The 26,195-nt window shown below is 71.9% G+C and carries 23 protein-coding genes; 8 read left to right on the top strand and 15 right to left on the bottom strand.

Features of this window, described 5'->3' with window-relative positions:
- Positions 1-257 precede the first annotated feature (257 nt).
- On the top strand, positions 258-1,190 hold the full coding sequence (locus FM112_RS15715) for a LysR family transcriptional regulator (RefSeq protein ID WP_087009330.1): 933 nt from the start codon (positions 258-260) through the stop codon (positions 1,188-1,190).
- Here FM112_RS15715 and FM112_RS15710 read toward each other — a convergent pair.
- The 11 genes from FM112_RS15710 to FM112_RS15660 all read right to left on the bottom strand — a co-directional run bounded on the left by FM112_RS15710 (position 1,187) and on the right by FM112_RS15660 (position 13,168).
- Entirely contained in the window at positions 1,187-2,806 is a 1,620-nt protein-coding gene (locus FM112_RS15710) for a thiamine pyrophosphate-binding protein (protein WP_087009328.1), read from the bottom strand. The two genes, FM112_RS15715 and FM112_RS15710, sit on opposite strands and share 4 nt — an antisense overlap.
- A gap of 308 nt (positions 2,807-3,114) precedes the next feature.
- The gene (locus FM112_RS15705) at positions 3,115-4,098 is read right to left on the bottom strand and encodes a zinc-binding dehydrogenase (RefSeq protein ID WP_087009326.1); all 984 of its coding nucleotides are present in this window, start codon (positions 4,096-4,098) and stop codon (positions 3,115-3,117) included.
- Positions 4,088-4,792, bottom strand: a complete 705-nt coding sequence (locus FM112_RS15700) for an ABC transporter ATP-binding protein (RefSeq protein ID WP_087009324.1) — start codon at positions 4,790-4,792, stop codon at positions 4,088-4,090. The genes FM112_RS15705 and FM112_RS15700 overlap by 11 nt, the downstream gene beginning before the upstream one ends.
- Before the next feature lie 18 nt (positions 4,793-4,810).
- On the bottom strand, positions 4,811-5,593 hold the full coding sequence (locus FM112_RS15695) for an ABC transporter ATP-binding protein (protein WP_087009322.1): 783 nt from the start codon (positions 5,591-5,593) through the stop codon (positions 4,811-4,813).
- Positions 5,590-6,609 (bottom strand): branched-chain amino acid ABC transporter permease, encoded by a 1,020-nt coding sequence (locus tag FM112_RS15690; RefSeq protein WP_087009319.1) that lies wholly within the window; start codon positions 6,607-6,609, stop codon positions 5,590-5,592. The genes FM112_RS15695 and FM112_RS15690 overlap by 4 nt, the downstream gene beginning before the upstream one ends.
- The gene (locus tag FM112_RS15685; protein ID WP_087009344.1) at positions 6,610-7,497 is read right to left on the bottom strand and encodes a branched-chain amino acid ABC transporter permease; all 888 of its coding nucleotides are present in this window, start codon (positions 7,495-7,497) and stop codon (positions 6,610-6,612) included.
- A gap of 8 nt (positions 7,498-7,505) precedes the next feature.
- On the bottom strand, positions 7,506-8,774 hold the full coding sequence (locus FM112_RS15680) for an ABC transporter substrate-binding protein (RefSeq protein ID WP_087009316.1): 1,269 nt from the start codon (positions 8,772-8,774) through the stop codon (positions 7,506-7,508).
- Positions 8,775-8,827: 53 nt separating this feature from the next.
- A complete protein-coding gene (locus tag FM112_RS15675) occupies positions 8,828-9,598 on the bottom strand; it encodes an SDR family oxidoreductase (RefSeq protein ID WP_087009314.1) in 771 nt (256 codons plus the stop codon).
- Between the two features lie 9 nt (positions 9,599-9,607).
- Positions 9,608-11,059, bottom strand: coding sequence for an aldehyde dehydrogenase (locus FM112_RS15670; RefSeq protein WP_087009311.1), 1,452 nt, complete (start codon positions 11,057-11,059; stop codon positions 9,608-9,610).
- Between the two features lie 75 nt (positions 11,060-11,134).
- Positions 11,135-12,325, bottom strand: coding sequence for an iron-containing alcohol dehydrogenase (locus FM112_RS15665; protein WP_176386879.1), 1,191 nt, complete (start codon positions 12,323-12,325; stop codon positions 11,135-11,137).
- A gap of 144 nt (positions 12,326-12,469) precedes the next feature.
- Positions 12,470-13,168 (bottom strand): GntR family transcriptional regulator, encoded by a 699-nt coding sequence (locus FM112_RS15660; protein WP_087009307.1) that lies wholly within the window; start codon positions 13,166-13,168, stop codon positions 12,470-12,472.
- A 225-nt stretch (positions 13,169-13,393) separates the two neighbouring features.
- Between FM112_RS15660 and FM112_RS15655 the strand changes: the two genes are divergently transcribed.
- Together FM112_RS15655 and FM112_RS15650 are read left to right on the top strand one after the other, a co-directional pair.
- Entirely contained in the window at positions 13,394-14,170 is a 777-nt protein-coding gene (locus FM112_RS15655) for an SDR family NAD(P)-dependent oxidoreductase (protein WP_087009304.1), read from the top strand.
- A gap of 13 nt (positions 14,171-14,183) precedes the next feature.
- Positions 14,184-14,924: an SDR family NAD(P)-dependent oxidoreductase gene (locus FM112_RS15650; RefSeq protein WP_087009302.1), complete on the top strand. Its 741-nt coding sequence runs from the start codon at positions 14,184-14,186 to the stop codon at positions 14,922-14,924.
- Positions 14,925-15,011: 87 nt separating this feature from the next.
- Here FM112_RS15650 and FM112_RS15645 read toward each other — a convergent pair whose 3' ends face one another.
- Positions 15,012-15,722, bottom strand: a complete 711-nt coding sequence (locus tag FM112_RS15645; protein WP_087009300.1) for a GntR family transcriptional regulator — start codon at positions 15,720-15,722, stop codon at positions 15,012-15,014.
- A 53-nt stretch (positions 15,723-15,775) separates the two neighbouring features.
- On the opposite strand from FM112_RS15645, the gene lhgO reads away from it, so the two are divergent.
- A complete protein-coding gene (lhgO, locus tag FM112_RS15640; protein ID WP_087009298.1) occupies positions 15,776-16,996 on the top strand; it encodes an L-2-hydroxyglutarate oxidase in 1,221 nt (406 codons plus the stop codon).
- Between the two features lie 254 nt (positions 16,997-17,250).
- Here the strand turns inward: lhgO and FM112_RS15635 are convergent, their stop codons facing one another.
- Complete coding sequence (locus FM112_RS15635; protein ID WP_254910543.1) at positions 17,251-17,928, bottom strand: GntR family transcriptional regulator; 678 nt, start codon at positions 17,926-17,928, stop codon at positions 17,251-17,253.
- Positions 17,929-18,074: 146 nt separating this feature from the next.
- Positions 18,075-18,596, bottom strand: a complete 522-nt coding sequence (locus FM112_RS15630; RefSeq protein WP_087009296.1) for a VOC family protein — start codon at positions 18,594-18,596, stop codon at positions 18,075-18,077.
- A gap of 138 nt (positions 18,597-18,734) precedes the next feature.
- Here FM112_RS15630 and FM112_RS15625 point away from each other — a divergent pair, with 138 nt between their 5' ends.
- The 4 genes from FM112_RS15625 to FM112_RS15610 all read left to right on the top strand — a co-directional run bounded on the left by FM112_RS15625 (position 18,735) and on the right by FM112_RS15610 (position 24,837).
- Complete coding sequence (locus FM112_RS15625) at positions 18,735-20,921, top strand: thiamine pyrophosphate-dependent enzyme (protein ID WP_087009294.1); 2,187 nt, start codon at positions 18,735-18,737, stop codon at positions 20,919-20,921.
- On the top strand, positions 20,921-22,372 hold the full coding sequence (locus tag FM112_RS15620) for a 2-oxo acid dehydrogenase subunit E2 (RefSeq protein WP_087009292.1): 1,452 nt from the start codon (positions 20,921-20,923) through the stop codon (positions 22,370-22,372). Before FM112_RS15625 ends, FM112_RS15620 begins: the two co-directional genes overlap by 1 nt.
- A gap of 195 nt (positions 22,373-22,567) precedes the next feature.
- A complete protein-coding gene (locus FM112_RS15615) occupies positions 22,568-23,749 on the top strand; it encodes an ATP-binding protein (protein ID WP_087009290.1) in 1,182 nt (393 codons plus the stop codon).
- A gap of 125 nt (positions 23,750-23,874) precedes the next feature.
- Positions 23,875-24,837 (top strand): arsenic resistance protein, encoded by a 963-nt coding sequence (locus FM112_RS15610; protein WP_087009340.1) that lies wholly within the window; start codon positions 23,875-23,877, stop codon positions 24,835-24,837.
- 53 nt (positions 24,838-24,890) lie between these two features.
- On the opposite strand, the gene FM112_RS15605 is transcribed toward FM112_RS15610, so the two are convergent.
- Positions 24,891-26,093: an MFS transporter gene (locus FM112_RS15605; protein ID WP_254910542.1), complete on the bottom strand. Its 1,203-nt coding sequence runs from the start codon at positions 26,091-26,093 to the stop codon at positions 24,891-24,893.
- Between the last annotated feature and the right edge of the window lie 102 nt (positions 26,094-26,195).

The raw sequence follows: 26,195 nt of genomic DNA, 5'->3' as shown, positions 1-26,195 counted from the left end.
TCTGCTCGAAGCCGGCGGTTTCAGACCTCGACTACACCCTCGTTCGTGAAGAGCCCCGTTTTCCACGCTGCTCAGACATCGATAGCCTCCACTTCATTGTGTTCGGATCATGAGGCCCCGCAATTGATTTGCGCATTGAATCGGACCTTGCAGCGAGCGTAACAAGATATCGGGTTTTCACCGCCGTCGTCTCCCGGATACTGAGTTGCTAGCATTCGGATAGTCCGAATTCCCAATCCGAAAGCAGCGACGAGGCGATGAGCAGACGCGACGAACAACTCGAATGGCTGGAATCGTTTCTCGCGGTGGCCGAGCACCGGAGCTTCTCCGACGCCTCGCTCGCGCTCCACCGCTCGCAGTCGCGCGTCTCGGCCCACGTCGCGGCGCTCGAGCGCACCCTCAGCGCCACGCTGTTCGACCGGCGCCATCGGCCGGTGCAGCTCACCGACGCGGGAGAGGCCTACCTCCCCTTCGCCCGCGGCGCCCTGCAGTCCCTCGACGACGGCGGCGAGGCCGTGGCGAACCTCTCGGAGGAGATCCGGGGCGTGGTGGTCGTCGGCGGCCACGTGAGCGCGAGCGCCGGCTTCCTCGTCGGCATCATCGCGAAGCTCCGCGAGACGCATCCGCAGGTGGAGGTGCAGCTCACCGAGGGGACGACGAACGCGCTCACCGACAAGCTGCTCGCGGGCACCATCAACATCGCGATCCGCAACTCCTGGCCGGTGCAGCCCGAGCTCGAGCTCGCCCACCGGGTGCTGTGGCAGGAGCCCTTCGTCGTCGTCCTGCCGCCCGGGCACGAGCTGCTCGAGCTGCCCGAGCCGATCGCCCCCGAGCACCTGGCCGGGCGGCGCATCATCTCGATCGGCCGGCCCGGCAAGCAGATCGAGCCCGAGATCGGGCGGGTGGTGGACGACTGGGGCATCGACGTCGAGTTCGCGCAGCAGACCGAGCAGCCCCAGACCGTCGTGAACATGGTGAAGGCCGGGCTCGGCATCGGCCTCATCAACGCCCTCGCGATGGAGGTCTCGGATACGACCGGGCTGCACGCGCGCCGCGCGGGACGCGAGCACGACGGCCGCAGCGTGGGCGTGTGGTGGGATCCGGATCGCTACCAGTCGGCGGCGACCCGGCTCGTGCTCGAGCGCATCCTCGCGGAGCCCATCCCGGCCACCATGCTCGAGCCGCGCTAGTCCGCGGCGCGCGCCGCCTCGTGCTCGACCTTCTCGGCCACGTACTCCGCGACGAACCGGCCCGAGATCTTCACGTCGAAGAAGAGCGTGCCGGCGCCCCCGGCGGCGAGCCATTCGCCGAGGCGGTCGAGCTGCCCGAGCTCGGTGACGGTGTGCGCCTCCGCCCCGAACGCCCGGGCCACCGCGGCGAGGTCGACGTCCTCGAACACCATGGGCTCCGCGCTGATGCCGCGGTGCTCGTACTGGTGCACCTCCATGCCGTAGGCCGCGTCGTTGAACACCACCACGACGGCGCGCTCGGCCTCCCGCACGAGCGTCTCGAGGTCGGGCAGCGTCATCATGCCGCCGCCGTCGCCGCAGGTCAGGAGCGTGAGCCGGTCGGGCCGCCCGATGCTCGCGCCGAGCGCCGAGGGGAAGCCCATCCCGATCGAGTGGAAGGCGAGCCCCGGGTGCTGCAGGCCGTAGGGGTCCGGCGCGCTGCCGTGCATCGCGAGCCAGCCGAGGAAGTGCCCGCCGTCCTGCACGATCGTGCGCTCGGCAGGCAGCAGCTCATCGAGGCGCAGCGCCAGCGCGCGCGGGTTGATGCGGCCCTCCGCATCCGTCTCGGGCAGCGACTCGGGCGCGTGGATCGAGCCGTCCGCCACCCCGGGGACGCGGTCGCGCCAGGTCTCCCCCGAGGCGCGCGGCACCGCCTCCGCGAGCCGCTCCGCGAAGTCGCGCGCATCGGCGCGGACGAACTCGGTGACGAGGGGGCTGGTGGCCGCCTCGCGCTCGTCCACCTGGACGACGTGCCGCGCGCCCGAGAGCAGCGTGCCGTAGCGCATCTGAAAGGTGTTCATCGATGCGCCGAGCACGAGCACCGCGTCCGCCTGCCGCATGAGCGCCGCCGCGCCGAGCGTGGCGAAGCCGCCGGCGATCCCGAGGTCCCACTCCGAGGGCACCGCGCGCCGGGCCATGACGGAGGTCGCGAAGAGCGCGCCGAGACGGTCGCCGAGCCGGTGCGCGGCCTCGGCCGCGCCGGACAGCAGCGCGCCCCGGCCCGAGATCACGAGCGGGCGCTCGGCCGCGGCGAGGAGCTCGGCGACGCGCGCCACGTCGGCCTCCGCGACGGGGGCCTTCGGCCGCGGCTCGACCGGATCGACCGCGCGCTCGGGCGCCGCCGGGGTCTCCGCGATGTCGTAGGGGATGGAGACGATGACCGGCTTGAGGTCCCGCGCCGCCAGCTCGAAGGCGCGGCGCGTGAGCGCGGCCGCGTCGTCCGCGGCGACCGTGAGGGTGTCGACGCCCATCGCGCGGGCCGCCATGGCCTGGTCGACGTCGAAGGGCCGCTTGACGCGCGGCCCCTCCCCCACGACGACCACCATGGGCGTGCGCGCGACGGCCGCCTCGGCGAGCACCGTGAGGATGTTCGTGTAGCCGGGGCCGTACGTGGTCGTCACGGTGGCGATCTCGCCGGTGGCCAGGTAGTACCCCTGCGCCATCGACATCGCGCCGGCCTCGTGCCTCGCCTTGACGTAGCGATGCCCGTGGCGCACGAGCCAGCCCACGACGAACGCGTTGCCGTTGCCCATGACGCCGAAGGTCGCGGCCGAGCGCTCGGACATCGCCTCCGCCACCCGCTCGGCGACGAGGGGGCGGGGCCGCCCGCCTCCGGGTTGTTCACGGACTGGCTCGCGTTCGACATGATTCTCGCTTCTTCAGGAATTACGAATACGGCCGTTATCCATTCGAATTCGTCACGAAATCCGATAACGGCTCTGCCTACGCATTCAATAGTTCGCACCCCGAGGGCGAGAGTCAAGGAATCGATATCCGTATTCGCGAATAGTCCTCATCCGCGAGTCCGATAGCAAAGCCCCGGGCATCGGGAATCGCCGCAGAGGCCGGCACCGGGCACGGGCTCCGCGGCGGGGCGCCGCGAGGATCAGAGCACGACGACGGGCTTGACCACCTCCGCGGCCGCGGCCTTGCGGAGCGCCGTCACCGCGTCCTCGAGCGCGAACTCCTCGACGATCCCGGCGAGGTCCCCGGCCCGCGCGCTCAGCATGCGCTCGGCGCGGGCGTAGTCCTCCCGCACCGCGGCGTACGTGCCCTGCAGCCGCACCTGCCCGCGGACGAGGAGGTTGAAGTCGAGCTCCACGGGGCGGGGGAACATCGCCGGCACGACCATGGCGCCGCCGCGGCGGATGCGCGGGAGCGCGGCGGCGACCGCGATCCCCGCGCCCGACGCGTCGAGCCAGTAGTCGAAGCCGGTCTCGCCTGTGTCGGGGCGCATGCCGAGGGCGAGCGCCGAGGCCATCCGCGACTCCGCCCCCTCGGGCGGGCCGACGATCGTGACCTCGGCGCCCTCGAAGAGCGCCAGCGCGCCCGAGAGCAGGCCGATCGCGCCCGGCCCGCTGATGCCGATGCGCCGGCCCGCGAGCGGGCCGCCGAGCCGGCTCAGCGCCTGCGCCGCGACCGCGGCCGGCTCGAGCAGCGCGGCCACCGGGGCGGGCAGCGACTGGTCCGCGAGCACGTGCAGCCGGTCGGCGGGGTAGACGAAGACCTCGGCGAGGCCGCCGTCGAAGTGCATGCCGGCGCAGTCCCGGTCGGCGCAGTAGTGGGTGTCGCCCGCGCGGCAGTCCGCGCAGGCGCCGCAGCCGTCGATCGAGATCGGCACCACGCGCGTGCCGGCGAGCGGGCCCGACAGGACCGTGCCCACCGCCTCGTGGCCGAGCACGACCCCGGCGGGCACCCACTCGTAGCCGGCATCGGCGCGCACCGCGTGCACGTCGCTGCCGCAGAGCCCCACCGCCTCGGTGCGGATGGCCACCTGCCCCGGGCCCGGCTCGGGGCGCGCCGTCTCCTCGACGGCGACGTCCCACGGCGTCCGCGACCGCAGCCGCACCGCCCGCACGTCAGCCGCCAAAGTAGGACTCCCGCACGACGTCGCTCGCGAGCAGCTCCTCGGCGGTGCCCGTCAGGCGGGTCTGGCCGCCCTCGATGACGGTGCCGACGTTCGCGACCTCGAGGGCGTTCTGCACGTGCTGCTCGACGAGCAGCACGGACATGTCGCTCGTGGCGATGCTGCCGATGAGCTCGAACATCTGCTCCACCACGACGGGCGCGAGGCCGAGCGACATCTCGTCGATCATCAGCACCTTCGGGCGCGCCATGAGCCCGCGCCCGATCGCGACCATCTGCTGCTCGCCGCCGGAGAGCAGCCCGGCCTCCTGGGTGCGCCGCTCGAGCAGCCGCGGGAAGCACTCGTACACGTAGTCGAGCCGCTCCTTGGTCTTGCCGTCCTTGCGGCTCGTGTACCCGCCGAGCAGCAGGTTGTCCTCGACCGTGCGGGAGCCGAAGAGCTTGCGCCCCTCGGGCACCTGCACGATGCCGAGGTCGACGCGCTTCATCGGCGTGAGCCTCGTGATGTCCTCGCCCTCGAACCACACCGAGCCGCTCGCGGGCCTGATGAGGCCCGAGATGACCTTGAGCGTGGTGGTCTTCCCCGCCGCGTTGGGCCCGAGGAAGGCCGTGATCCCGGTGTCGGGCAGCGTGAGCGAGACGTCTTCGAGCGCCTGCGCATCGCCGTAGTAGGCCGATACGTTCTTGACTTCGAGCATGAGTGGTCCTTCCTCGTCCTACGGCCTGCCGAGCTCTTCGGCCTCGTCGATGATGCGCGTGGCCACCGTGTCGGCCTGGTGCTTGCTGCCGAGGTAGGCCGCGACCACCTTCGGGTCGGTGACGACCTCCTGCGGGGACCCCTCGGCGAGCACGCTGCCGCGGTCGAGCACGAGCATGCGGTCGGACACCTCGGTCACGGCCGCCACGATGTGCTCGATCATGAGGATCGCGACCCCGCGCTCGCGCACGCGGTGCACGAACGGCAGCACCTCCATCGCCTCGCGGCTGTTGAGGCCCGCGAGGACCTCGTCGAGCAGCAGCAGCTTCGGCTCGGTCGCGAGCGCCCGGGCCACCTCCACGCGCTTGCGCATCGCGAGCGTGAGGGATTCGGTGGGCAGGTCGGCGAGGCCGGCGATGCCGAGATCCTCGAGGAGCTCGAGCGCGCGGGCCCTGGCCCGACGGGTCGACGGATGGTTGACCAGCAGCGGCACCATGACGTTCTCCACCACGGTCATGCCCGTGAACGGCCGGACCACCTGGAAGGTGCGGCCCACGCCCGCCCGGGCCCGCGAGGCGATGTCGAGCCTGCTGACGTCCTTGCCGTCGAACTCGATCGTGCCCTCGTCCGGGAAGAACAGGCCCGAGATGATGTTGAAGAACGAGGTCTTGCCGGCGCCGTTGGGGCCGATGATGCCGATGATCTCGTTCGGCTCGACCTCGAGGGAGATGCCGTCGAGGGCCTTCACGCCGCCGAATCGCTTGGAGACGTTGTCGACGCGGAGCAGGAGCGGTTCGCTCATTCCTGCTCACCACCTTTCTTTGCGGGAACGGCCTCGGACTCCGGCGCCTTCGCCGCGCCGCCCTTCTTGCGGAAGCGGCGGACGACCTTCTGGAAGCCGTCCACGAGGCCGCCGGGCATGAGGCGCACGATGAGGATGAGCGCGAGGCCGTAGATCATGAAGTTGAGGCCCTGGACGCCTGCGAAGGACGTGCGCAGCCACTCGCCGAGCGGGGTCATGATGATCGCGCCGATGATGGGGCCGACCACCGTGCCCATGCCGCCGATGATGCCGTTCAGCGCGGGCTGCACCGAGTACAGCGTCATCGAGAACTGCGTCTCCGGCTCGATCACGAAGAAGTACAGCGCGGCGAAGGCGCCGAACGCGCCGGTGATCGCGGCCGAGATGATCATCGTGCCGACCTTGAGGCCGCTGCTGCGCACGCCGAGGGCGCGCACCGCCTCCTCGTCGATCTTCATCGCGCGCAGGTGGTAGCCGGTGCGCGAGTTGTAGAGCCAGACCGAGAACGCGACCGTGAGGATCACGAAGGCCAGGATGATGAAGTAGTAGGGCTCGCGGCGCTCGAAGGAGATGAAGGCGAAGCCCTGGTCCGGCGGCGTCGTGATGCCGACCGAGCCGTTGGTGAGCTCGGTGGCCCAGATCGCGAGCAGGCGCAGGATCTCGACGAAGGCGAGCGAGGAGAGCGTGAAGAACGGCCCCCGCAGCCGCAGCAGCGGGATCGCGAGCAGCAGCGAGACGAGCCCCGCCATGACCATGCCCGCCGCGATGCCGATCCAGGGGTTGACGCCGTAGTCCACGTAGAGGATCGCCACGGTGTAGGCGCCGACGCCGAAGAAGGCCGCGTGGCCGAGCGAGAGCGTGCCGCCGATGGCCATGAGATTCCAGGCTACGGTGATGCCGATGTAGATGAACGTCACGACGGCGATGTGCAGGATGTACTGGTCGTGCACGACCAGCGGCAGCAGCAGGGCGATCGCTCCGGCGATCGCGAGCAGCATGATGTTGCGTTTCGACATTTACTTCAGCCCCACTTCCGCGTTGCGTGCAGACCCGCCGAAGAGGCCCTGCGGCCGAACGATGAGCACGATGATGAAGACCAGGAACACCGCAACCTGCTGCAGCGCGGGGTCGATGTAGGCGCCGGTCAGGGTCTCGATCACGCCGAGCAGCAGGCCGCCGATGAGCGCGCCGGTCATGTTGCCGAGGCCGCCGAGGATGACGACCACGAAGGCCATGAGCGTGTAGTGCGCCCCGACCAGCGGATAGGCCGCCTGGAACGGGATGATCAGCACCCCGGCCACGCCGGTCATCGCCGCGCCGAGGCCCATCGCGAGCAGGTAGAAGCGGCGGACCGGGATGCCGAGCATCCGGGCCGTCTCGCGGTCCTCGGCGATCGCGCCGAGCACCTTGCCGACCATCGTGCGCTTCATCATCCAGAACAGCCCGATGACGAGCAGGATGGCGACGACGAAGGCGAGCAGCCGGCCGTTGGTCGTGGAGATCGGCCCGAGCGCGAGCGACTGCTCCGCCCAGCCCACCGAGACCGTGCGGAACTGGCCGCCCCAGATGAACAGGACGAGGTTCTGCAGGAACACCGAGAGCCCCAGCGTCACGAAGATCTTCATGTTCGCCGAGGAGTCCTGCATCGGCTCGAGCACGACCTTCTGCAGCACCACGCCGGAGAGGAACATGAGCGGGGTGACGATGAACAGCGACACGTAGGGGTTGATGTGCCACGTGGTCCACAGGAACCAGGTGGCGTACATCGCGATCATGACGAGCTCGCCGTGCGCGAAGTTCGTGACCTTCACGACGCCGAAGATGATGTTGAGGCCGACCGCGATGAGGGCGTAGACGCCGCCGAGCAGGAGCCCGGAGACGAGTGCTTGGATGAGGAATTCCATGGTGGGGATCACGCTCCGAAGGGGGTGATGAGCTGCGGCTCGGCCACGGCGACCTCGGACGGGAAGACCGTCCGCAGCTCCCCGTCCTGCCACTGCATGATGTAGTGGTCCGCGAGCGTGTTCTGGTTGTGCTCGTCGAGCTCGTACCCCCACGCGGCGACCGAGGAGCCGACGGGCGCCTTGAACGAGGTCGCGGCCTCGTGGAAGCGGTCCGGGTCGTCGTCGCCCGCGAGCGAGTCGAGCATGTCGAACACCCAGCTCGCGCCCGTGTAGTTGACCTGCGGATAGCCCGCGTCGGGCATCTTGCCGTAGGCCTGCTGGTACCGGTCGAGGAACTCCTCGATGCCGGGCGCGGCGTCGGGGTTGATGAGCGGCTGCGGGAAGTCGGCGTCGAAGACCCCGTCCGCGATGTCGCCGAGCGCCTCGCGGAACTCGGAGAGCGTGTAGCCGCCACCGCAGCCGATGAAGGCGCCGACCTTCACGCCGGCGTCGCGCATCTGCCGGCCGAGGAGCACCGCGTCGGCCGCGTAGGAGACGGCGACCACGACGTCGGGCTGCGCGGCCTTGATGCGCGCGACCGTGGAGGAGAGGTCGGTCTGCTTGGCCGAGTAGGCCTCGTGCTCCGAGATCGTGATCCCGTGCTCGGTCGCGGCCGCCTCCGCGGAGGCGGTCACCGACTGGCCGTAGTTCGAGTCCTCATAGACCATCATCACGTTCAGGTCCGCCGGCGGCTTGCCGAGCTGGGGCGCGAGGTACTCGGCGGCGAAGCGCAGCGCCTGCTGCGTCATCTTGTCCGAGGCCGCGTTGATGCGGTACACGCGGTCGTAGCCGCGCTGGGTGATCTCGGCCGCGACCGCGCCCAGCTCGACGAACGAGTTGCCGGTGCGGGCGAAGACCTCGCTCGCCGCCGTCGAGAGGGCGGAGCCGTAGGTGCCGAGGCCGAGCTTGATGTTGTTGTTGAACACCAGCCGGCGGGCCTCGCTCACGGCCGTGTTGACGTCGGGCACGTCGGCGAGCACGACCTCGAGGCGCTTGCCGCCGACGCCGCCGCGCTCGTTGCGCTCGTTGACGGCCATCTGCACGCCCTCCCAGGAGCTCTGGCCGAGCAGGGCGTTGGTGCCGCTCAGCGGCATGAGCACGCCGATGCGCAGGACGTCGTCCGTGGTGCCGGGAGAGGCGCAGGCCGCGAGCGACGGCCCGGCGATCGCGGCCAGCGACGCCAGCCCGCCGAAGCGGAAGAGATCGCGCCTGGAGAAGGCGGTATCCCGTAGTGACATGGGAACTCCGTTGTTCGAATAGGGGGTGATCGGTGGATGGGCGGCGGGCGCGGCTAGGCCGCGGTCCAGCCGCCGTCGACGGCGATGAGCTGTCCGGTGAGGTACTTCGAGGCGTCCGAGAGCAGGAAGACCGCGGCCCCGGCGAGCTCGTCGGGGTCGCCGAAGCGGCCCATCGGGATGCGCGCGAGCATCTCCTCGTAGCGCTTCGGGTCCGAGAACACCGCCTCGGTGAGCTCGGTGCGGTAGTAGCCGGGGGCGATCGCGTTGGCGCGGATGCCGCGGCCCGACCACTCGGTGCTCAGCTGGCGGGTGATGCCGTAGATGCCCGACTTGGAGGCGGTGTACGCGGCGATGTTCGGCATCGAGATGAGGCTCGTCAGGGAGCCCACGAAGAGGTGGCTGCCGCCGCGGCCCGCCTCGAGCTGGCGCCTGCCGATCTCCTGGCTGAGCGCGAAGGGCGCCGTGAGGTTGACGCGGACGACCCGCTCCCACTCCGAGGCCGAGAAGTACTCGGCCTCCTCGCGGTGCTGGACGCCGGCGCCGTGCACGACCAGGTCGATCGGCGCGCCCGCCGCCTCCTCGGCGAGGTCGACCAGCTCGGCGACCGCGTCGGTGCGGCTCACGTCGAAGGCGATGCCGAGGCCGTCGATCTCCCGCGCGGCGGCCTCGACGGCCGCCTCGGTGCGCGCGACGAGGACGACCCGCGCGCCGGCGTCCGCGAGGCCCCGGGCCATGCCGAAGCCGAGGCCGCGGCTGCCGCCGGTGACGAGCGCGGTCTTCCCCTCGAGCGAGAAGCGGTCGTGCAGTGAGGTGGGTTCGGTCATCGGGAACTCCTAGCGGGTGCGGATCGCGGCGGTCTTGACGCGGGTGTAGAACTCGAGCCCGACACGGCCCTGCTCCTTGTAGCCCGAGCCGGAGTCCTTGAAGCCGCCGAAGGGGTGGTGGATGTCCCAGCCGCTCGTGGGCTGGTTCACCGAGACCTGGCCGGTGTCCACCGCCGCCACGAACTCGCCGGAGGCGGCGAGGCTCGTCGTGAAGATGGAGGAGGAGAGCCCGTAGGCGGAGTCGTTCACCGCGTCGATCGCCTCGTCGAGCGTGTCGAACTCGACGATGCCGAGGACCGGGCCGAACACCTCGGCGCGCCAGATCTCGTGCTCGGTCGAGATGTCCAGCAGGGTGGGCTCGACGAAGGCGCCCTCGGCCGCTGCGGGACCCTCGAGCTCGCGGCGGGCCACCACCGTGGCGCCCTCCTCGAGCGCCCGCGAGACGTGCGCGCGGATGGACTCCTGGGCGCGGAAGTCCACGACCGGCCCCATCGTCACGCCCTCGCCGTCGGCGGGCGCCACCACCAGGCCGCGCACCCGCTCGGCGAGCAGCTCGCGCACGCGGTCGGCGACCTCCCGCTGCACGAGCAGCCGGCTCGTGGCGGTGCAGCGCTGGCCGGCCTGCCCGAAGGCGCCCGCCGCGACGGTGGGGATCGCGACGTCGAGGTCGGCGTCCGCCATGATCACCGAGGCGTTCTTGCCGCCCATCTCGGTCTGGATGCGGATGTTGCGGCCCGCGAGCTGCCGCTGCAGGCCCAGCCCGACCTCGGTCGAGCCGGTGAAGGAGACCGCCTTGACGGCCTCGTGCTCGAGCAGCGCGTCGCCGATCTCGCCGCCGCGGCCGGTGACGGTGCCGAGCACGCCCGCGGGCAGGCCCGCCTCGTGCAGGATCTCGGCGAGCTTGAGCACGATGAGCGGCGTGACCGTGGCCGGCTTGATCACCACGGCGTTGCCGGAGATGAGCGCCGGGCCGAGCTTGCGGCACGGGGTGAGCAGCGGGTCGTTCCACGGCGTGATCAGCACGACGACGCCGAGCGGCTCGACGATGCGCATCGCCACCGTGTGCTCGCGGCCGTCGTGCAGCAGCCCGCCGAACTCGTCGCGGCCCATGCCGCCGTAGAACTCGAGGAACTGCGCGGACTTCTCGACCTCGCCGGCCGCGTCGGCCCGCGTCTTGCCGAGCTCGGCCACGATCGTGTCGCGGAGCTCCTCGGCGCGCTCGCGCATGATCCTCGCGGCGGCGAGCAGCACGGCTCCGCGCGCGAGGCCGTCGGCCGCGCGCCAGGTCTTCGCACCGCGCGCGGCGGCGTCGAAGACGGGGCCGAGGTCGGCGGCGCTCATCGAGGGCACGCTCCCCACGACGGCGCCCGCCGTCGAGGGGTCGGCGACCTCGATGCGGTCGCCGCTCGAGGCGTCGACGAACTGGCCGTCGACGAGGTTGTTCAGGTGACGTGCGGTCATGGCGTTCGAATCTCCATCGATCGTCGGTGCCGGTCGGCCGCGGCGCGGCGCCGGATGGTCGGGGGCGGTGGCGCGTCAGCGCGCGGTGACGGCGAAGGCGCGGTCGAGGTCGCCGGTCTCGACGGCCGCGAACAGGTCGCGAAGCCGCGGCTCGTCCATGGGCTCCGGGTTGGTGGGGCGCTGGTACTCGGCGTTGCAGTAGCTCGCCATCCCGTCCACCTCCTCGGCGCCGATGCGCGCCTCCGCGAGCGTGGTCGGGAGGCCCATCCGGCGCGCGAGCGCCTGCACGGCCTCCGCCGCGTCGCGGAGCGAGCCGCTCTCGCCGCCGGTCAGGGCGAGGGCGATGCGCCGGGCCAGCCGCTCGTCGATGTTCTGGTTGTAGGCGATGCAGTAGGGCAGCGCGAGCGCGCACGAGACGCCGTGCGGCATCGGGGTGGCGTGGGCGAAGGTGTAGGCGATCGAGTGGCCGACCACGACGCCCGCGTTGAGCGCCTGGCCGCCGAGGTGGGAGCCCCACATCGTCAGCCCGAGCGCCTCGCGGTCGCCCTCGAAGGCGCGCTCGAGGTTCGCGACGAGCAGCTCCATCGCGTGGAAGGAGGCGTGCGCCGAGAGCATCGACGCCTTGGTGGACATGAGCGCCTCGACCGCGTGCGCGAGGGCGTCGAGCCCGGTCGCCGCGATGATGCGGGGCGGCAGCGAGTCCACGAGCAGCGGGTCGAGCACCGCGACCGGGGGCACGTAGCGGTCGCACATGCTGGCGCGCTTGGCCCCGTCGACGGTCACCATCGCGATGTTCGTCGCCTCGGAGCCGGTGCCCACCGTGGTCGGGATGAGGATGTGCGGCGCGAGCTCGAGGGTCGGGTCCACCGGGCCGATCCAGTCGGCCGAGGCGCCCCCGTGGCGGAGGATGAGCGCGATGATCTTCGAGGAGTCCAGCACCGAGCCGCCGCCCACGCCGATCACGGCGGCGGCGCCGGCCTCGCGGGCCTCCCGGGCGATGGCGTCGACGATCTCGGCGGTCGGCTCCGCGCCGAATCCGCCGCGCTGCAGCACGGTCGCACCCGCCTGTTCGAGCGAGGCGCGGATGGGGTCGATGTGCCCCGCGTCCGCCACGGCGTCGTCGACGGCGAGCAGCACGGCGCCGCCGTCGTAGCCGGGGAGCCGGTCGAGCAGCTCGGGCAGGCGCTGGGCCGCGCCCTCGCCGCCGATCACCTTGGCGGGGCTCAGGTACTGGGAATCGGTTCGGGCTCGGGGCCACCAGGACATCGTCGTCGAGACCTTTCGGTGTGGGTCGGCGGGAGTGCGGGAGCGGCTAGGACCCTGCTTTGGATCCATTCGCTGCATGCAGCACTCATTTCGATATATGAAACCACCCCCGGCGGGTGCGGTCAACCCATGCGCCCGGCGGAGTCAGTACCGGCGGCCCCGCAGGCCCGCCGGCCGCGGCTCGTGCAGCCACGGGCTCCGCTCCGCGATCCGCCTCGTGCGGCGGATGTGCAGCCGCACCATCTCGCCGAGCCCCTCCCCGTCGCGCTCCGCCAGGTACGAGCAGATGAGCTGATGATCCGCGATCGTCGCGGTGAAGTCGGATTCGAGGAAGCCGGGCACGATCGCGAAGCGGTAGCACTGGGCGCGGTTGCTCAGCTGCTCGATCCGGTCGAGGTACCCGGGGAAGTCGGCCCCCGCGTAGGTCGCGAGGTGGAACGCGCGGTCGACGCGGTGGAACTCGTCGAGCCGCTCGGGGATGCCGGTCACGGCGTGGAGCTCCTCCGCGAGCGCGAGCACCCTCGCGATCTGCGCATCCGTGATGCGCTCCGCGGAGACCCGCGCCACGAGCGGCTCGAGCGATTCGCGCAGCCGGTAGATGCGGATGAACTCCTCGGCGTCGAGCTCGGCCACGCGGGCGCCGACCCGCGGCTCCAGCACCACGAGCTGCTCGGCGGCGAGCTGCTGCAGCGCCGCCCGCACGGGCATCCTGCTCGAGTCGAAGCGCTCGGCCACCGCCTCCTGCCGGATGCGCTGCCCGGGCTTGAGCTCGCCCTTGAGGATGCGCTCGCGCAGCGCCGCGGCGATGCGCTCCCCCTCGTTGCCGGCGCGTTGCAGTGCCATCGCTCCCCCGTCCCTCGCCCGTGCGAGGCCGCCTTCGGCCCCGCATCCAGTATTCCGGAACAACCTTCGATTTCCGTGATTTAGGATCCAAAACGTACACTCGTCCTCTGCACCCGCATCCGCCCGGACGCGGTCCCGCCCGCCGGCCGGCCCCGGGGCGCCCGCGACGACGCGGCCGCGGCGCCCGTGCACGAATCCCGACCGCCCCCGACGAAGGAGTCCCACTTGACCGCACCCACCCCTCCCCGCGTCCTCGCCGTGACCGGCGGCGCGAGCGGCATCGGCCTCGCGACCGCGACGCACTGGCTCGCGCAGGATCCGGCCGCCCGCGTCGTGCTGCTGGACCTGCGCCCCGACACGCTCGACGAGGCGGTCGGCCGGCTCGGCGACCGCGCCCGGGGCGTCGCGACCGACGTCACCGACCGCGCCTCCGTGGACGCGGCGTTCGCGTCGATCGCCGAGACCGAGAGCGCCCTGCACGGACTCGTGAACTGCGCGGGCAACTTCAGCCCGGCGACGACCACCGAGCTCGAGGACGAGGACTGGGGGCGGCTCATCGACATCCACCTCGGCGGCACCCTCCGCGCGAGCCGCGCCGCGCACGACCTCCTCGCCGCGACGCGCGGCGCGATCGTGAACCTCGCCTCGGTGGCCGCCGTGCTCGGCATGCCCCGGCGCGCGAGCTACAACAGCGCCAAGCACGGCATCGTGGGCCTGACCAAGTCGCTCGCGGTCGAATGGGCCGCGCACGGCATCCGGGTCAACGCGGTGGGCCCCGGGTACGTGCTCACGCCCTCCACCGCGATGCTCAAGGAGCGCGGCGAGCTCGACACCGCCCCGCTCGAGCAGCGCATCCCCGTCCGGCGCCTCGCCGGCGCAGAGGAGATCGCGAAGCCCATCGCGTGGCTGCTCGGCCCCGATGCGAGCTATGTGACCGGCCACACCCTGATGGTCGACGGCGGCATGACCGTGGCCGGCGAGTGGTACCCCGACGAGCGATAGGAAGCAGCACGACATGACCTACGACTTCAGCGACAAGACCATCGTCATCACCGGCGCGGCCGGCGGCATCGGCTCCGCCCTCGCGCGGATGCTCGTGGCGGACGGCGCGAGCCTCGTCCTCCACGACCTCGACGCGGCCGGGCTCGAGGCGCTCGCCGCGGACCTCGCGGCGCCCGAGCGCATCCGCGCCGTGGCCGGCGACATCGCCGATGCCGGCGTCGTCGACGCCCTCGTCGAGGCGGCGCGGGCCCTCGGCGGCGTCGACGGCCTCGCCCCGGCCGCCGGCATCTACGAGGAGGTGGCCTTCGCCGACATGACCGAGGCGCAGTGGCGCCGCACCATGACGATCAACCTGGACGCGGTGTTCTCCCTCACCCGCGCGCTCCTCCCGGTGCTCAACGATCGCGCCTCGATCGTGAACTTCGCCTCCATCGCCGGCGAGCGCGGCTCGGCGCGGCACGCGCACTACGCGGCGACCAAGGGCGCGGTCGTCGCCTTCACCCGGAGCCTCGCGCTCGAGCTCGGCCATCGCGGCATCCGCGCGAACTGCGTGGCGCCCGGCATCATCGCCACCCGGATGACCGAGACCGCGATCTCGCAGCAGGGCGAGACGTGGGAGCAGCAGACCGCGCTGCGCCGCAACGGCCGCCCCGAGGAGGTGGCGACCGCCGTCGCCTTCCTGCTCTCGGATCACGCCGCCTTCGTCTCCGGCGCGCAGCTGGATGTGAACGGCGGCCTCTACATGGCGGGCTGATCTCGGTCGCCCACTCTTGCACGTTGCATGCAACACGTGCGAGAGTGGGCGCACCGAATCCATGACCGAAGCTGGAGGCGCCCCGTGCTACTCGCGCAGCCAATCGAGCCGGCGGATCGCCCCCTCGCGGGCGAATTCGCCGTCCTCGGCGGTCTCCTGCCGGATGAGCAGGTCGGCGGTGTTGAGGATGTGCCGGTTCATGGCCCGGCCCGCGGCTTCGGCGTCGCCGTCGACGACGGCGCGCACGAGGTCCGCGTGGTCCTCGTAGCACTCGCGCGCCGTGCGGCTGCGCGGCACCGTGCCGACGCCCGTGCGGAGCACCATGCTGCGCTGGTCGTGCAACAGCCGCGAGGCGCGGGCGTTGCCCGCGATCCGCAGCAGCAGCGTGTGGAGGTCGCGGTCCACGCGCAGGGTCGCGTCCGCGTCCTCCGCCTCGGCGGCCTCGCGGAACCGCTCGTAGCACTCCCGCAGCCGCTCGATGTCGGCCTCCGACCGCACCATCGCCGCACGGCGCGCGAGCGGCACCTCAAGCATGAGCCGCACCTCGAATCCCTCGAGCAGCGAATCGATGCTCGTGGGCAGGATGCGGATGCCCCGGTTGCGCTCGACCTCGACCATCCCGATCCGCGCGAGCTCCTGCGCCGCCTCGCGGATCGGCGTCCGCGACACCCCGATCTCCTCCCCGAGCTCGGTGGCCGAGTAGCGCTCCCCGACCTCGAGCTGTCCGGTCATGATCGCGCGGCGGAGCCGCTCGGTCGCGAGCTCGCTCAGGCTCGGCGGACGAGAGATCGATTCCATCCCGCCAGTATCCCCCATCCCTCGCAGAGCATTCGTAGAACAGGAACCGCACCATGCCCGCTCCCCGCTCCATCGCCGTCGTCGGCGGCGGCATCATCGGCACCGCAACCGCCCGCGAGCTCCACCGCCGCTTCCCGGACTCCCGGGTCGTGCTGTTCGAGAAGGAGCACCGCGTCGCGGGCCATCAGACCGGCCACAACTCGGGCGTCGTGCACGCGGGCCTGTACTACGAGCCGGGCGGCCTCAAGGCGCGGCTGACCCGGCGCGGGGTCGACCTGCTCCGGGAGTTCGCGGAGGCGAACGACGTGCCCTACGAGGCCTGCGGCAAGGTCGTCGTCGCCACCGACGAGCTGGAGCGCGAGCGGCTCGACGACATCCACCGGCGCGCGAAGGCGAACGGCGTGCCGGGCGTGCGGCTCGTCGACCGGGCCGAGCTGCGCGAGATCGAGCCCCGCGTGGAGGGCCTCGCGGCGGTCCACTCCCCCGAGACCGCCATCATCGACTACGGCCGCGTCACCGCGGCGCTCGCGCGGGACTTCGCCGCGAACGGCGGCGAGCTGCGGATGTCCACCGAGGTGGAGCGCATCGTGGACGACGGCGCCACCGTGATCGTCGAGACGAACCGCGGCGGCGATCGCTTCGACGCCGCGGTGGTGTGCGGCGGGCTGCAGTCGGACCGCATCGCGCGCGCCTCGGGCGCCGAGCGCGACCCGGCCATCGTGCCTTTCTTCGGCCAGTACCTGCTGCTCGAGGAGCGCTTCAACGGCGCCACGAACGGCCTCGTCTACCCGGTGCCGGATCCGGCGTACCCGTTCCTCGGCGTGCACATCACCCGCCGCGTGGACGGCAACGTGATGATCGGCCCCAACGCCTTCCTCTCGTTCGCGCGCGAGGGCTACCGCGACTGGTCGCTCAATCCGAAGGACCTGCTCGCGGTCGCCGCGAACCCGGGATTCTGGCGCTTCGCGGGCAAGAACATCGCCTCGGCGTTCGAGGAGTTCGGCGGCGTGCTCTCGACGAAGCGCTTCCTCAGCGGCGCGGCGAGGTTCGTGCCGGAGCTCGCCGATGCGAAGGTCACCCGCCTCACCCGCGGCGTCCGCGCCCAGGCGATGAACTCCGACGGCACCCTGGTGGACGACTTCGTCATCCAGCGCTCGGGCCGCAGCATCTTCGTGCGCAACGCGCCCTCCCCCGGCGCGACCAGCTCCCTCGCGATCGCGGAGCACCTCGCCGACCACCTCTCGGAGGAGCTCTCGCTGGGCTCCGGGCGCTGAGCCGCCCGCGCGGGTGCGGGTGCGGGTGCCGGGCGTGGGCGCCGCATCCGGCCCCGCGCCCGGCCTCTTCCCCGGTCCCGGCTTCTTCCCCGAGGCCGCGCCGCCCAGCTTCGTGCCGCCCAGTCTCGTGCCGACCGGCCTTGCACGGACCGGCCTCGTGCCGCCCGGATCGGGACGGATAGCCGCGTCGAGGCGCGATGACGCTCCGGCGGGCTATCCGTCCCAGTCGGGGCGCCGGCGCCGCCCGGGGACGGCTAGGCCGTGAAGATCTCGGGGTGCTCGGCGAGCTGCAGGCGCGTGCGGCGGATGTGGAACGCGAGCACCGAGCCCGCCTCCTCGGCGTCGCCCGCGGCGATCGCGGCCACGAGCAGCTGGTGGTCGTGGTCCACGACCTCGTCGCCCTCCGCGCGCACGAGGACGGCGAACGCCCGCCGGTAGTGCTGGGTGCGGTTCCACAGCCGGCGCACCTGCTCGCCGAGCCAGATCGTGCCCGCGCCCGAGTAGGTGAGCGCGTGGAATTCGGTGTCGAGCCGCAGGAACTCCTCGGGCGAGACCGCCCCGCCCATCGCGTCGGCGAGGCGGCGCAGCTCGTCGACGACCTCGGGCGTGAGCCCGGGGATGCTCATCGTCAGCAGGAGCGGCTCGAGCCGCTCGCGCACGCGGTAGAGCTCGTCGCACTCGGCGTGGTTGAGCCTCGCCACCCAGGACCCTTTGTTGGGCACGTTGGTCACGAGCCCCTCGGCCTCGAGCAGCCGGAGCGCCTCGCGCACCGGCACCCGGGACGCCTCGAAGCGCTCCGCCAGCTCCTCCTGCCGCAGCCGCGAGCCCGGGGCGAAGCCGCCCTCGAGGATCGCCTCGCGCAGCCGCCGGGCGACGTGGCTGCCGGCGCTGCCGTGGGCGACGCGGTCCGCTCGTGGAATGGAAGTGCTCACAGCACCAATCTAGCGGCGCGGCGCCCGGGCCGTCGCGAACCGGGCGCCGCCGGGAACCGGGCGGTGCCGCGAACCGGGCAGCGCCGCGAGCCGAACCGCGCCGCGAGCCGAACACCGACCCGGCGTGCGCGGAGGAGCAGCGGGGATCAGCGGGCCGGATGCGCCGGATGCCAGAGCAGCACGTCGGCATCCGCCTCGTAGGCCTTCCCCTCCGGGTAGCTCACGAGCTCGAACTGCAGCCCCCACGGGGCCCGGAAGTAGACCCAGCGCTGGCCGGCCGCGGCCTCGGCGCTCGCCACCGGCTCCCCCATCACCTCGACGCCCTCGCCTCGCAGCCACGCGACCGCGGCATCGATGTCGTCGACGTAGAAGGCGAGGTGATGCCCGCCGATGTCGCTGTTGCGGGGCTGGGGGCGCTGCCCGTCCGCCGAATCGTAGGCGAACAGCTCGATGTTCGAGCCGTTGCCGAGCCGGTAGAAGCGGATGTCCGTGATCGTGGTCCGCGGGTGCACGCCGAGCTGCACGGCCATCCAGTCGTCCTCGGCGGATTTCCCGCCGAGCTCGTAGATCGGCACCGCGCCGAGGATGCGGGTGAGGAATTCGTGCGCCTCGGCCATATCGGGAACGGTGATGCCGAAGTGGTCGGTACCGCGGATGCCTGGGATCATGCCTGCTCCTGTCGCTGCTCGTTCGTGCGCGCCTCGCCGTCGTCGTTGCTCTGGAGCGCGCATGTCGCCTAAGATTGTATCCAATCAAGCGGAGCAGTCACCCCGCGAGGGAAGATCGACCACGAAGGCGAGGCAAGGATGCCCACACGAATCCCGCTCGAGACCGGAGTCCCCTGGGTCCGGCTCGAGACCACTCCCGAAGACTGGGAGGCCGCAGACCCCCAGCTGCTCGCCAACATGCTGGGCCGGCTCCACCTCGTCCGCGCGTTCGAGGAGGCCGTCCTGCAGCTCGCCGGCGAGGGCCTCGTCCACGGCCCGGCGCACTCGAGCATCGGCCAGGAGGGCGGCGCGGTTGGATCCATCCTGGGTCTGACCAGCGAGGACGGCGTGAGCGGCTCGCATCGCGGCCATCACCAGTTCCTCGCGAAGGTCATCGGCCACGTCGCCCCCGACCTCGACCTCGGGGCCCTCGTCGGCCCCGAGCTGCGCGAGGTGCTGCAGCGCACCCTCGCCGAGATCCTCGGCCTCGACCAGGGCTTCTCGCACGGCCGCGGCGGCTCGATGCACCTGCAGTGGCTCGAGGCCGGCGCGCTCGGCACCAACGCGATCGTCGGCGGCGGCGCCCCGATGGCCGCGGGCAACGCGTGGGCCCAGCGGCGCGCCGGCACCGACGGCGTCACGATCAACTACTTCGGCGACGGCTCGAGCCAGATCGGCTCGGTGCTCGAATCCTTCAACCTCGCGGCGGCGTGGAAGCTCCCGGTGGCCTACTTCATCGAGAACAACCAGTACGCCGTCTCGACCCACGCGGCCGAGATCGCCGCAGACACCCGGTTCTCGATCCGCGGTCAGGGCTTCGCCGTCCCCTCCTGGCAGGTGGACGGGATGGACCCCCTCGCCGTGCACCTCGCGACCCAGGAGGCGCTCGAGCGGATGCGCGCGGGCGAGGGCCCCGCGATCATCGAGGCCGAGGTCTACCGCTTCTTCCACCAGAACGGCCCCTTCCCCGGCAGCGCGTTCGGCTACCGCAGCAAGGACGAGGAGCAGGAATGGCGGCGGCGCGACCCGCTGCAGCGGGTGGCCGACGAGATGCAGCGGCTCGGCCGCATCGACGAGGAGGGCGTCGCCGCCGTCCGCGCCCAGGCCGTGGATGCGATGCGCGGCATCGTCGAGGCGCTCGTCGAACCCGACCCGGAGTCGAAGACCGGCGCCCGCCGCATCCGCCCCGAGCTCTGGCCCGACCCCGCCTTCGTGGACGTCGGCATCCGCTCCTCGGGCGAGGAGCTCGAGCCGCTGCGCGCGGCCGAGCCCGCCGAGGCCCAGGAGTGGCGCGACATCGCGTTCGTCGACGCCGTGGCCGAGGTCATGGGCGAGCGGATGGCGGCGGACGACCGCATCGTCGTGATGGGCGAGGACGTCCAGCACCTCGGCGGCGGCACGAACGGCGCCACCAAGGGCCTCGTGGACCGGTTCGGCGCGGAGCGCGTCATCGGCACCCCCATCAGCGAGAACGGCTTCTTCGGCCTCGCCACCGGCATCGCGCTCGACGGGCGCTACCGCCCAGTGGTGGAGTTCATGTACGCCGACTTCATGTGGGTGGCCGCCGATCAGGTGTTCAACCAGGCCGGCAAGATCCGCCACATGTTCGGCGGCGAGAGCGACGTGCCGCTCGTGCTCCGCTCCAAGGTCGCGATGGGCTCGGGCTACGGCTCGCAGCACCTCATGGACCCGGCCGGCATCTACGCCGCGCACCCGGGCTGGCGCATCGTCGCCGCCTCCACGGCGGCCGACTACGTGGGCCTCATGAACGCGGCGCTCGCGCTGAACGACCCGGTGCTCGTGATCGAGCACGTGGACCTCTACGGCAAGAAGGACAGCGTGCCCGCGGGCGGGCTCGACTACGTCATCCCGCCCGGCAGCGCCGCGGTGCGCCGCGAGGGCTCGGAAGCCACCGTCCTCACGTACCTGTCGATGGTCGACCGCTCCCTCGAGGCCGTGGAGCGGACGGGCGTGGACGCCGAGGTCGTCGACCTGCGCTGGCTCGACCGCGCCTCCCTCGACTGGGACACCATCGGCGAGTCGATCCGCAAGACCGGCAACGTGCTGATCGTCGAGCAGGGCGCGCGCGGCACGTCCTACGGCGCGTGGCTCGCCGACGAGATCCAGCGCCGCTACTTCGACTACCTCGATCAGCCGATCGAGCGGGTCACCGGCGGCGAGGCCTCGCCGTCGATCTCGAAGGTGCTCGAGCGCGCCGCGATCGCCGGCACCGAAGAGGTCGTCGCGGGGCTCGAGCGCGTGCGCCAGGCCTGGGGAGGGAACTGATGTCGGAGCTCATCCGGATGCCGCAGCTCGCCGCGGGAGGCGAGGATGCGACGATCGTCGCCTGGCTCGTGCAGGCGGGCGACGCGATCGCCGTCGGCCGGCCGCTGGCCGAGATCGAGACGGAGAAGGCCGTCGTGGAGTACGAGGCCCAGCACGAGGGCGTCTTCGCCGGCGCCCTGGTCGAGGCCGGGTCGCCCATCCCCGTGGGCACCGGCATCGCGGTGATCGCCGCGGAGGGCGAGTCGACGGCGGACGCGCTGGCGGAGCACGCGCCGGTCGGGGCGGACGGCTCGGACGGTTCGGACCGACCGGACGGGTCGGGCCGACCGGACGCCGACTCGGCGCCCGAGGCGGATGCGCCCGCGCCCGAGCGCCCCGCGGATGCGCCCGCACCCGAGCGCGCGGCGACCCCGGCCGGGGCCGCGACGGACGCCGCCGCGTCTGCCGCCGCCGCGTCTGCCGCCGGCGCGCGCATCTTCTCGAGTCCGCTCGCGCGCAAGCTCGCGAAGGAGGCGGGCGTCGACGTCGCCGAGCTGACCGGCACCGGCCCGAACGGCCGCATCGTGCGCCGCGATATCGAGCGCCACCTCGCGGAGGGGCCCGCGAGCGCCTCCGTCCCGGCCGCTCCCGCCGCCGGGCACGCCCTCACCGAGTCCGCCCCCTCCGAATCCGCCCCTGCGGATCCGGCCCCCACGGGCCAGGCCGCCGCGGGGCCGGCCGCCACGGGGCCGGCCGCCGTGTCGGGCGCACCGGCGCCGGGCACAGACCGGCCGCACGAGGACATCCCGCACACCGGCATGCGCCGCGCGATCGCCCGGCGGCTCACCGAGAGCAAGTCGAGCGTGCCGCACTTCTACCTGAAGGCCGACCTTCGGGTCGGCGCGCTGCTGGATCTGCGCGCGCGGCTCAACGAGGTCTCGCCGGTGAAGATCTCGGTGAACGACCTCGTCGTGAAGGCGGCAGCCGCCGCCTTCGTCGAGGTGCCCGAGGCGAACTCCATCTGGACCGACACGGCCGTGCGCCGCTTCGAGGCCGTCGACATCGCGGTCGCCGTGTCCGTGCCGAACGGGCTCGTGACCCCGGTGGTGCGGGACGTGCAGCGCAAGTCGCTCTCGGCGCTGAGCGCGGAGATCCGCGAGCTCGCCGGGCGCGGCCGCGAGGGCCGGCTCAAGCAGCACGAGCTCGAGGGCGGTTCGTTCTCGGTGTCGAACCTCGGCATGTACGGCACGGAGGAGTTCTCGGCCATCCTCAACCCGCCGCAGTCGGGCATCCTCGCCGTCGGCGCGGCCGCCGACCGGCCGGTCGTGGGCGAGGGCGGCGCGCTCGAGGTCGCGAAGGTCATGACCGTGACCCTCTCGGCCGATCACCGCGTGCTCGACGGGGCGCTCGCCGCCCAGTGGCTCGCGGCGTTCGTGCGCCGCATCGAGGAGCCCATGTCGCTGCTGGTGTAGCGACCGCCTGCCTGTCGGGGACGAATGGCCCGGCGGAACCCTCATCCGGTTCCGCGGGGCCATTCGTCGCTTTCCGGGTTCTTCGCAAGCCCCGACCGTCGCTCCGCCCCCGATCGGACAGTTGGCCGTTCGCCTGCACAGTGTCAGAAGCCGATAAATAAAAAAACTAAATACCAACGGAGGGACGCCGCTGACGTGATCCGCAACCATCAGCCCAGTCCGTTCAACCCCGGATACGGACGCAAACCCGCGGTATTCGGCGGGCATCGGCAGGCGATCAGCGAACTCTCCGCCGTCTTCGAGACCCTGGATTTCGGAGAAAACCAGTCGGTTCTCGTCTCAGGACTTCGCGGAGCCGGCAAGACGGCCATGCTGTCGCTGCTCCAGGACCATGCTATGGGACACGGCTGGCTCGTCATCAGCGATGATGCGAGCCGTGGCCTCATGGACCGAGTGATGAAGTCGACGATTCCCAGGATCCGCAATGCCTTGTCCGAACCCGCGCACAACCGGCTGTCCTCGTTCAGCATCGGGCAGTTCGGAGTCTCGTGGGAGCAGGCTGGAGCCGCACGGGAAGCCGCGCCTCTGCTTCGGCACGACCTGAAAGCGCTCTCGGATGCGCTCGAAGGCCGCGGAGGTCTGCTGATCACGATCGATGAGGTCTCTTCCGGCAGGACACGGTTGCGAGAGCTGTCGCGTTTCGCTCTCGAAATCCAGCATGCCCTCACCTCAGGAGCGAACATCATGGTCGTCTTCGCAGGCATCCAAGTCGACCTCAACGAGCTCTTGAAGCACGAGCACAACACGTTTCTGCGCCGCTCGCGCCGGCTCGACTTCCGTCGCCTCACCCCGGATGAGACGAGGTATGTGATCGCCGAGACCACCAGCCTCGGCGGACGGTCCGTGGCACCGGCGGCACTCGACCATCTGACCTCGATCTCACAGGGCTACCCCTACCTCATCCAGTTGGTAGGCGACTACGCATGGCGCCGCACACCCGACGCCCCCGTCATCTCGATCGAGGATGCCGACTACGCTTTGGAGCGCGGGATCAAGGCTGTGCAGGACCGCGTCATCAGCAGGGTCTACGACGATCTGTCCGAGAGGGACAAGGACTTCCTCAGAGCGATGGCGCAGGACGAAGGCCGGACGCGCATCGCGGACCTCAAGGCGCGGATGGACGCCTATGACCAGTACGTGCAGGTGTACAAGCGGCGGCTCATCGACACGGGCTATGTGCAGAGCGCGGGTCACGGCTATGTCGAGTTCTCGCTCCCGTATCTCGACCAGTACATCAAGTCGCTGATCGACGAGGAAGCTCGCGGGAGCAGACCCCCAGCCGACCCCTGGGGCGATTTTCCGCCGCCTCGGATCTGAGCACGGCGGCCCGTCCCGCGCCGAGACGCTCAGCACGAAGGGCCGGTCGATGTGCGGGAACGTCAACCATTACGCGAACTTCCACCGATGCCGGGCGAATGCACCGACCTGCGAGAATGGCGAACATGCGAGCGGCCGTGCGGTGGATGGAGCGGCATCAGGTCGCCCTGTACCTGCTCGCCCTCCTCGTCGGCGGGCTCGCGGGCGCGCTGCTGCCGGGGCTGGCCGCGCCGGCAGGATTCGCCGTCACGCCGGTGCTCGGGCTCCTGCTCTACGCGACGTTCCTCGGCGTGCCCTTCGCCGAGATCCGCGGCGCGTTCCGCGACCGGCGATTCCTCGGCGCGGTGCTGCTCGTGAACTTCGCGGCCGCGCCGCTCGTCGTCTGGCCGCTCTCGAGGATCGTGGCCCACGAGCAGGCGCTGCTCGTCGGCGTGCTGTTCGTGCTGCTCACCCCCTGCGTCGACTACGTGATCGTGTTCACCGGCCTCGCCGGCGGTGCGAGCGCCCTGCTGCTCGCGGCCGCGCCGCTGCTCATGCTCGCGCAGATGCTCCTGCTGCCGGTCTACCTCTGGCTGTTCCTGGGCCCCGGATTCGTCGCGGCGGTGGACCTCGCGCCCTTCGCCGAGGCGTTCGCCGCGCTGATCCTGCTGCCCCTGCTCGCGGCGTGGCTCACGCAGCTGGCCGCGCGCCGAAGCCGGGCCGGCCGCGCGCTGCGCTCGGCGGGCCTCGGGGCGATGGTGCCGCTCATGATGCTCACGCTCGCGGCCGTCGTCGCCTCGCAGATCGGCGGCGTGGGGCGCCAGCTCGGTTCGCTGCTGCTGGCGGTGCCCGTGTACCTGCTCTTCGCCGCCGCGATGACCGCGATCGGCGCCGGCGTCGCCCGGTGGACCCGGCTCGACGCGCCCGCCGCCCGGGCGACGGTCTTCAGCGGCGTCACGCGCAATTCGCTCGTGGTGCTGCCCCTCGTGCTCGCGCTGCCGAGCGCCTTCGACCTCGCCCCGCTCGCGGTGGTGACGCAGACCCTCGTCGAGCTGCTGATCATGGTGCTGTTCGTGCGACTCGTCCCGCGCCTGATCCGCGATCGCTGACGGACGCGGCCGGAGACGCGCGGGCCCGTATGGAGCCGCGCGGACGCGCGGCGCTAGCCGATCGTCCGGTCCCGGCCGGAGAGGTAGCCGAAGCCGATGAGCACCGCCTCGACCGCGAGGAGCAGGAGCAGCGCGGGCGTCCAGGAGCCGGTGGCGTCATGGATGGCGCCGAAGGCCACGGGGCCGGCGGCCGCGAAGAGGTAGCCGATCGACTGCGCCATCCCGGAGAGCGAGGCGGCCTGCGCGTGGTGCGCGCTCCGGAGGCCGAGGAAGGAGAGCGCCAGCACGATGCTCGCGCCGCCCGCGACGCCGCCGATGCTCGCCCACACCGCTGATGCGCCGGGCGCGAGGAGCACGCCGAGCGTGGCGATCAGGTAGACCGTCGGGACGAGCACGCCGAGCGCCCGCTGATCGCGCAGCCTGCCGATGGCCGTCGAGCACGCCAGGCTGCCCGCGATGGCGCAGGCGTTGTAGAGGAACTGGTGCGCGCCCGCCACCGCCTCGTCGATCCCGGCGGAGGCCTCGATCGCAGGCAGCCAGGTGATGAAGACGTAGAAGAGCACCGACTGCAGCCCCATGAAGGCGGTGACCTGCCAGCCGAGCGCGCTGCCCCAGGGCGAGCGGACGGCCTGCGCGACCGGGCCGGTGCCCCCGGCCGCCTCCGCGCGCGGCGCCCGGCTCCCGCCGGGACGCACGGGCCCGCGCCGCAGCTGCGGCAGGAGCACGCCGAGGGCGATGAGCGCGAGGCCCGCCCACATCCCCAACGGCAGCCGCCAGCCGAGGGAGGTCGCTCCCGCCACCGGCACCGCGACGCCCGCCGCGATGGCCGCGAACGCCGACTGCACCGCCGAATAGGCGCCCGTGATCTGGCCGATCCGCCGCGGGAAGTCGCGCTTGACGAGCGCCGGGAGCACGACGTTGAGCACCGCGATCGCGATGCCGATCAGCGCCGTGCCGACCCACAGCAGCGCGAGCGGCGGCGTCGAGCGCACGACGAGGCCGACGGCCAGCACCGCCAGGCCGAGCCCGATGGCCCGCTCCAGGCCGATCCGGTGCGCGAGGCGCGGGGCGATGGGCGAGACCGCCGCGAAGGCGAGCAGCGGCAGGCTCACCAGCACGGACGCCGCCACCGAGGAGAGGCCGAGCGCCGCCTCGATGCCGGGCAGCACGGGTCCGACGGTGGTGATCGCCGCCCGCAGGTTGCCCGCGACCAGCAGCAGCCCGGCGACGACGAGTGCGGTGGGAACCGGACGCATGCCGTTCGGAGAGTGCTCCCGCATGCCTTCGCCCTTCCCTCGGAGGATTCGAGAAATACCCCGCTGATCGGGGAATCCTTCCATCGGGAGAATCTAGCAGAG

The organism is Gulosibacter sp. 10, assembly GCF_900163695.1.
In the GTDB taxonomy this organism is placed as follows: domain Bacteria; phylum Actinomycetota; class Actinomycetes; order Actinomycetales; family Microbacteriaceae; genus Gulosibacter.
The sequence above is the reverse complement of the archived record's forward strand: the minus strand, read 5'-3'. Positions and strand labels throughout refer to the sequence as shown.

Bases quoted from the DNA above. Each gene is read 5' to 3' on its own strand.
- FM112_RS15650 (WP_087009302.1), top strand. From the start codon at position 14,184: ATGACCTACGACTTCAGCGACAAGACCATCGTCATCACCGGCGCGGCC.
- lhgO (WP_087009298.1), top strand. From the start codon at position 15,776: ATGCCCGCTCCCCGCTCCATCGCCGTCGTCGGCGGCGGCATCATCGGC.
- FM112_RS15645 (WP_087009300.1), bottom strand. From the start codon at position 15,722: ATGGAATCGATCTCTCGTCCGCCGAGCCTGAGCGAGCTCGCGACCGAG.
- FM112_RS15620 (WP_087009292.1), top strand. From the start codon at position 20,921: ATGTCGGAGCTCATCCGGATGCCGCAGCTCGCCGCGGGAGGCGAGGAT.
- FM112_RS15610 (WP_087009340.1), top strand. From the start codon at position 23,875: ATGCGAGCGGCCGTGCGGTGGATGGAGCGGCATCAGGTCGCCCTGTAC.
- FM112_RS15675 (WP_087009314.1), bottom strand. From the start codon at position 9,598: ATGACCGAACCCACCTCACTGCACGACCGCTTCTCGCTCGAGGGGAAG.
- FM112_RS15695 (WP_087009322.1), bottom strand. From the start codon at position 5,593: ATGAGCGAACCGCTCCTGCTCCGCGTCGACAACGTCTCCAAGCGATTC.
- FM112_RS15685 (WP_087009344.1), bottom strand. From the start codon at position 7,497: ATGGAATTCCTCATCCAAGCACTCGTCTCCGGGCTCCTGCTCGGCGGC.
- FM112_RS15630 (WP_087009296.1), bottom strand. From the start codon at position 18,596: ATGATCCCAGGCATCCGCGGTACCGACCACTTCGGCATCACCGTTCCC.
- FM112_RS15680 (WP_087009316.1), bottom strand. From the start codon at position 8,774: ATGTCACTACGGGATACCGCCTTCTCCAGGCGCGATCTCTTCCGCTTC.
- FM112_RS15715 (WP_087009330.1), top strand. From the start codon at position 258: ATGAGCAGACGCGACGAACAACTCGAATGGCTGGAATCGTTTCTCGCG.
- FM112_RS15625 (WP_087009294.1), top strand. From the start codon at position 18,735: ATGCCCACACGAATCCCGCTCGAGACCGGAGTCCCCTGGGTCCGGCTC.
- FM112_RS15700 (WP_087009324.1), bottom strand. From the start codon at position 4,792: ATGCTCGAAGTCAAGAACGTATCGGCCTACTACGGCGATGCGCAGGCG.
- FM112_RS15665 (WP_176386879.1), bottom strand. From the start codon at position 12,325: ATGTCCTGGTGGCCCCGAGCCCGAACCGATTCCCAGTACCTGAGCCCC.
- FM112_RS15605 (WP_254910542.1), bottom strand. From the start codon at position 26,093: ATGCGTCCGGTTCCCACCGCACTCGTCGTCGCCGGGCTGCTGCTGGTC.
- FM112_RS15670 (WP_087009311.1), bottom strand. From the start codon at position 11,059: ATGACCGCACGTCACCTGAACAACCTCGTCGACGGCCAGTTCGTCGAC.
- FM112_RS15690 (WP_087009319.1), bottom strand. From the start codon at position 6,609: ATGTCGAAACGCAACATCATGCTGCTCGCGATCGCCGGAGCGATCGCC.
- FM112_RS15660 (WP_087009307.1), bottom strand. From the start codon at position 13,168: ATGGCACTGCAACGCGCCGGCAACGAGGGGGAGCGCATCGCCGCGGCG.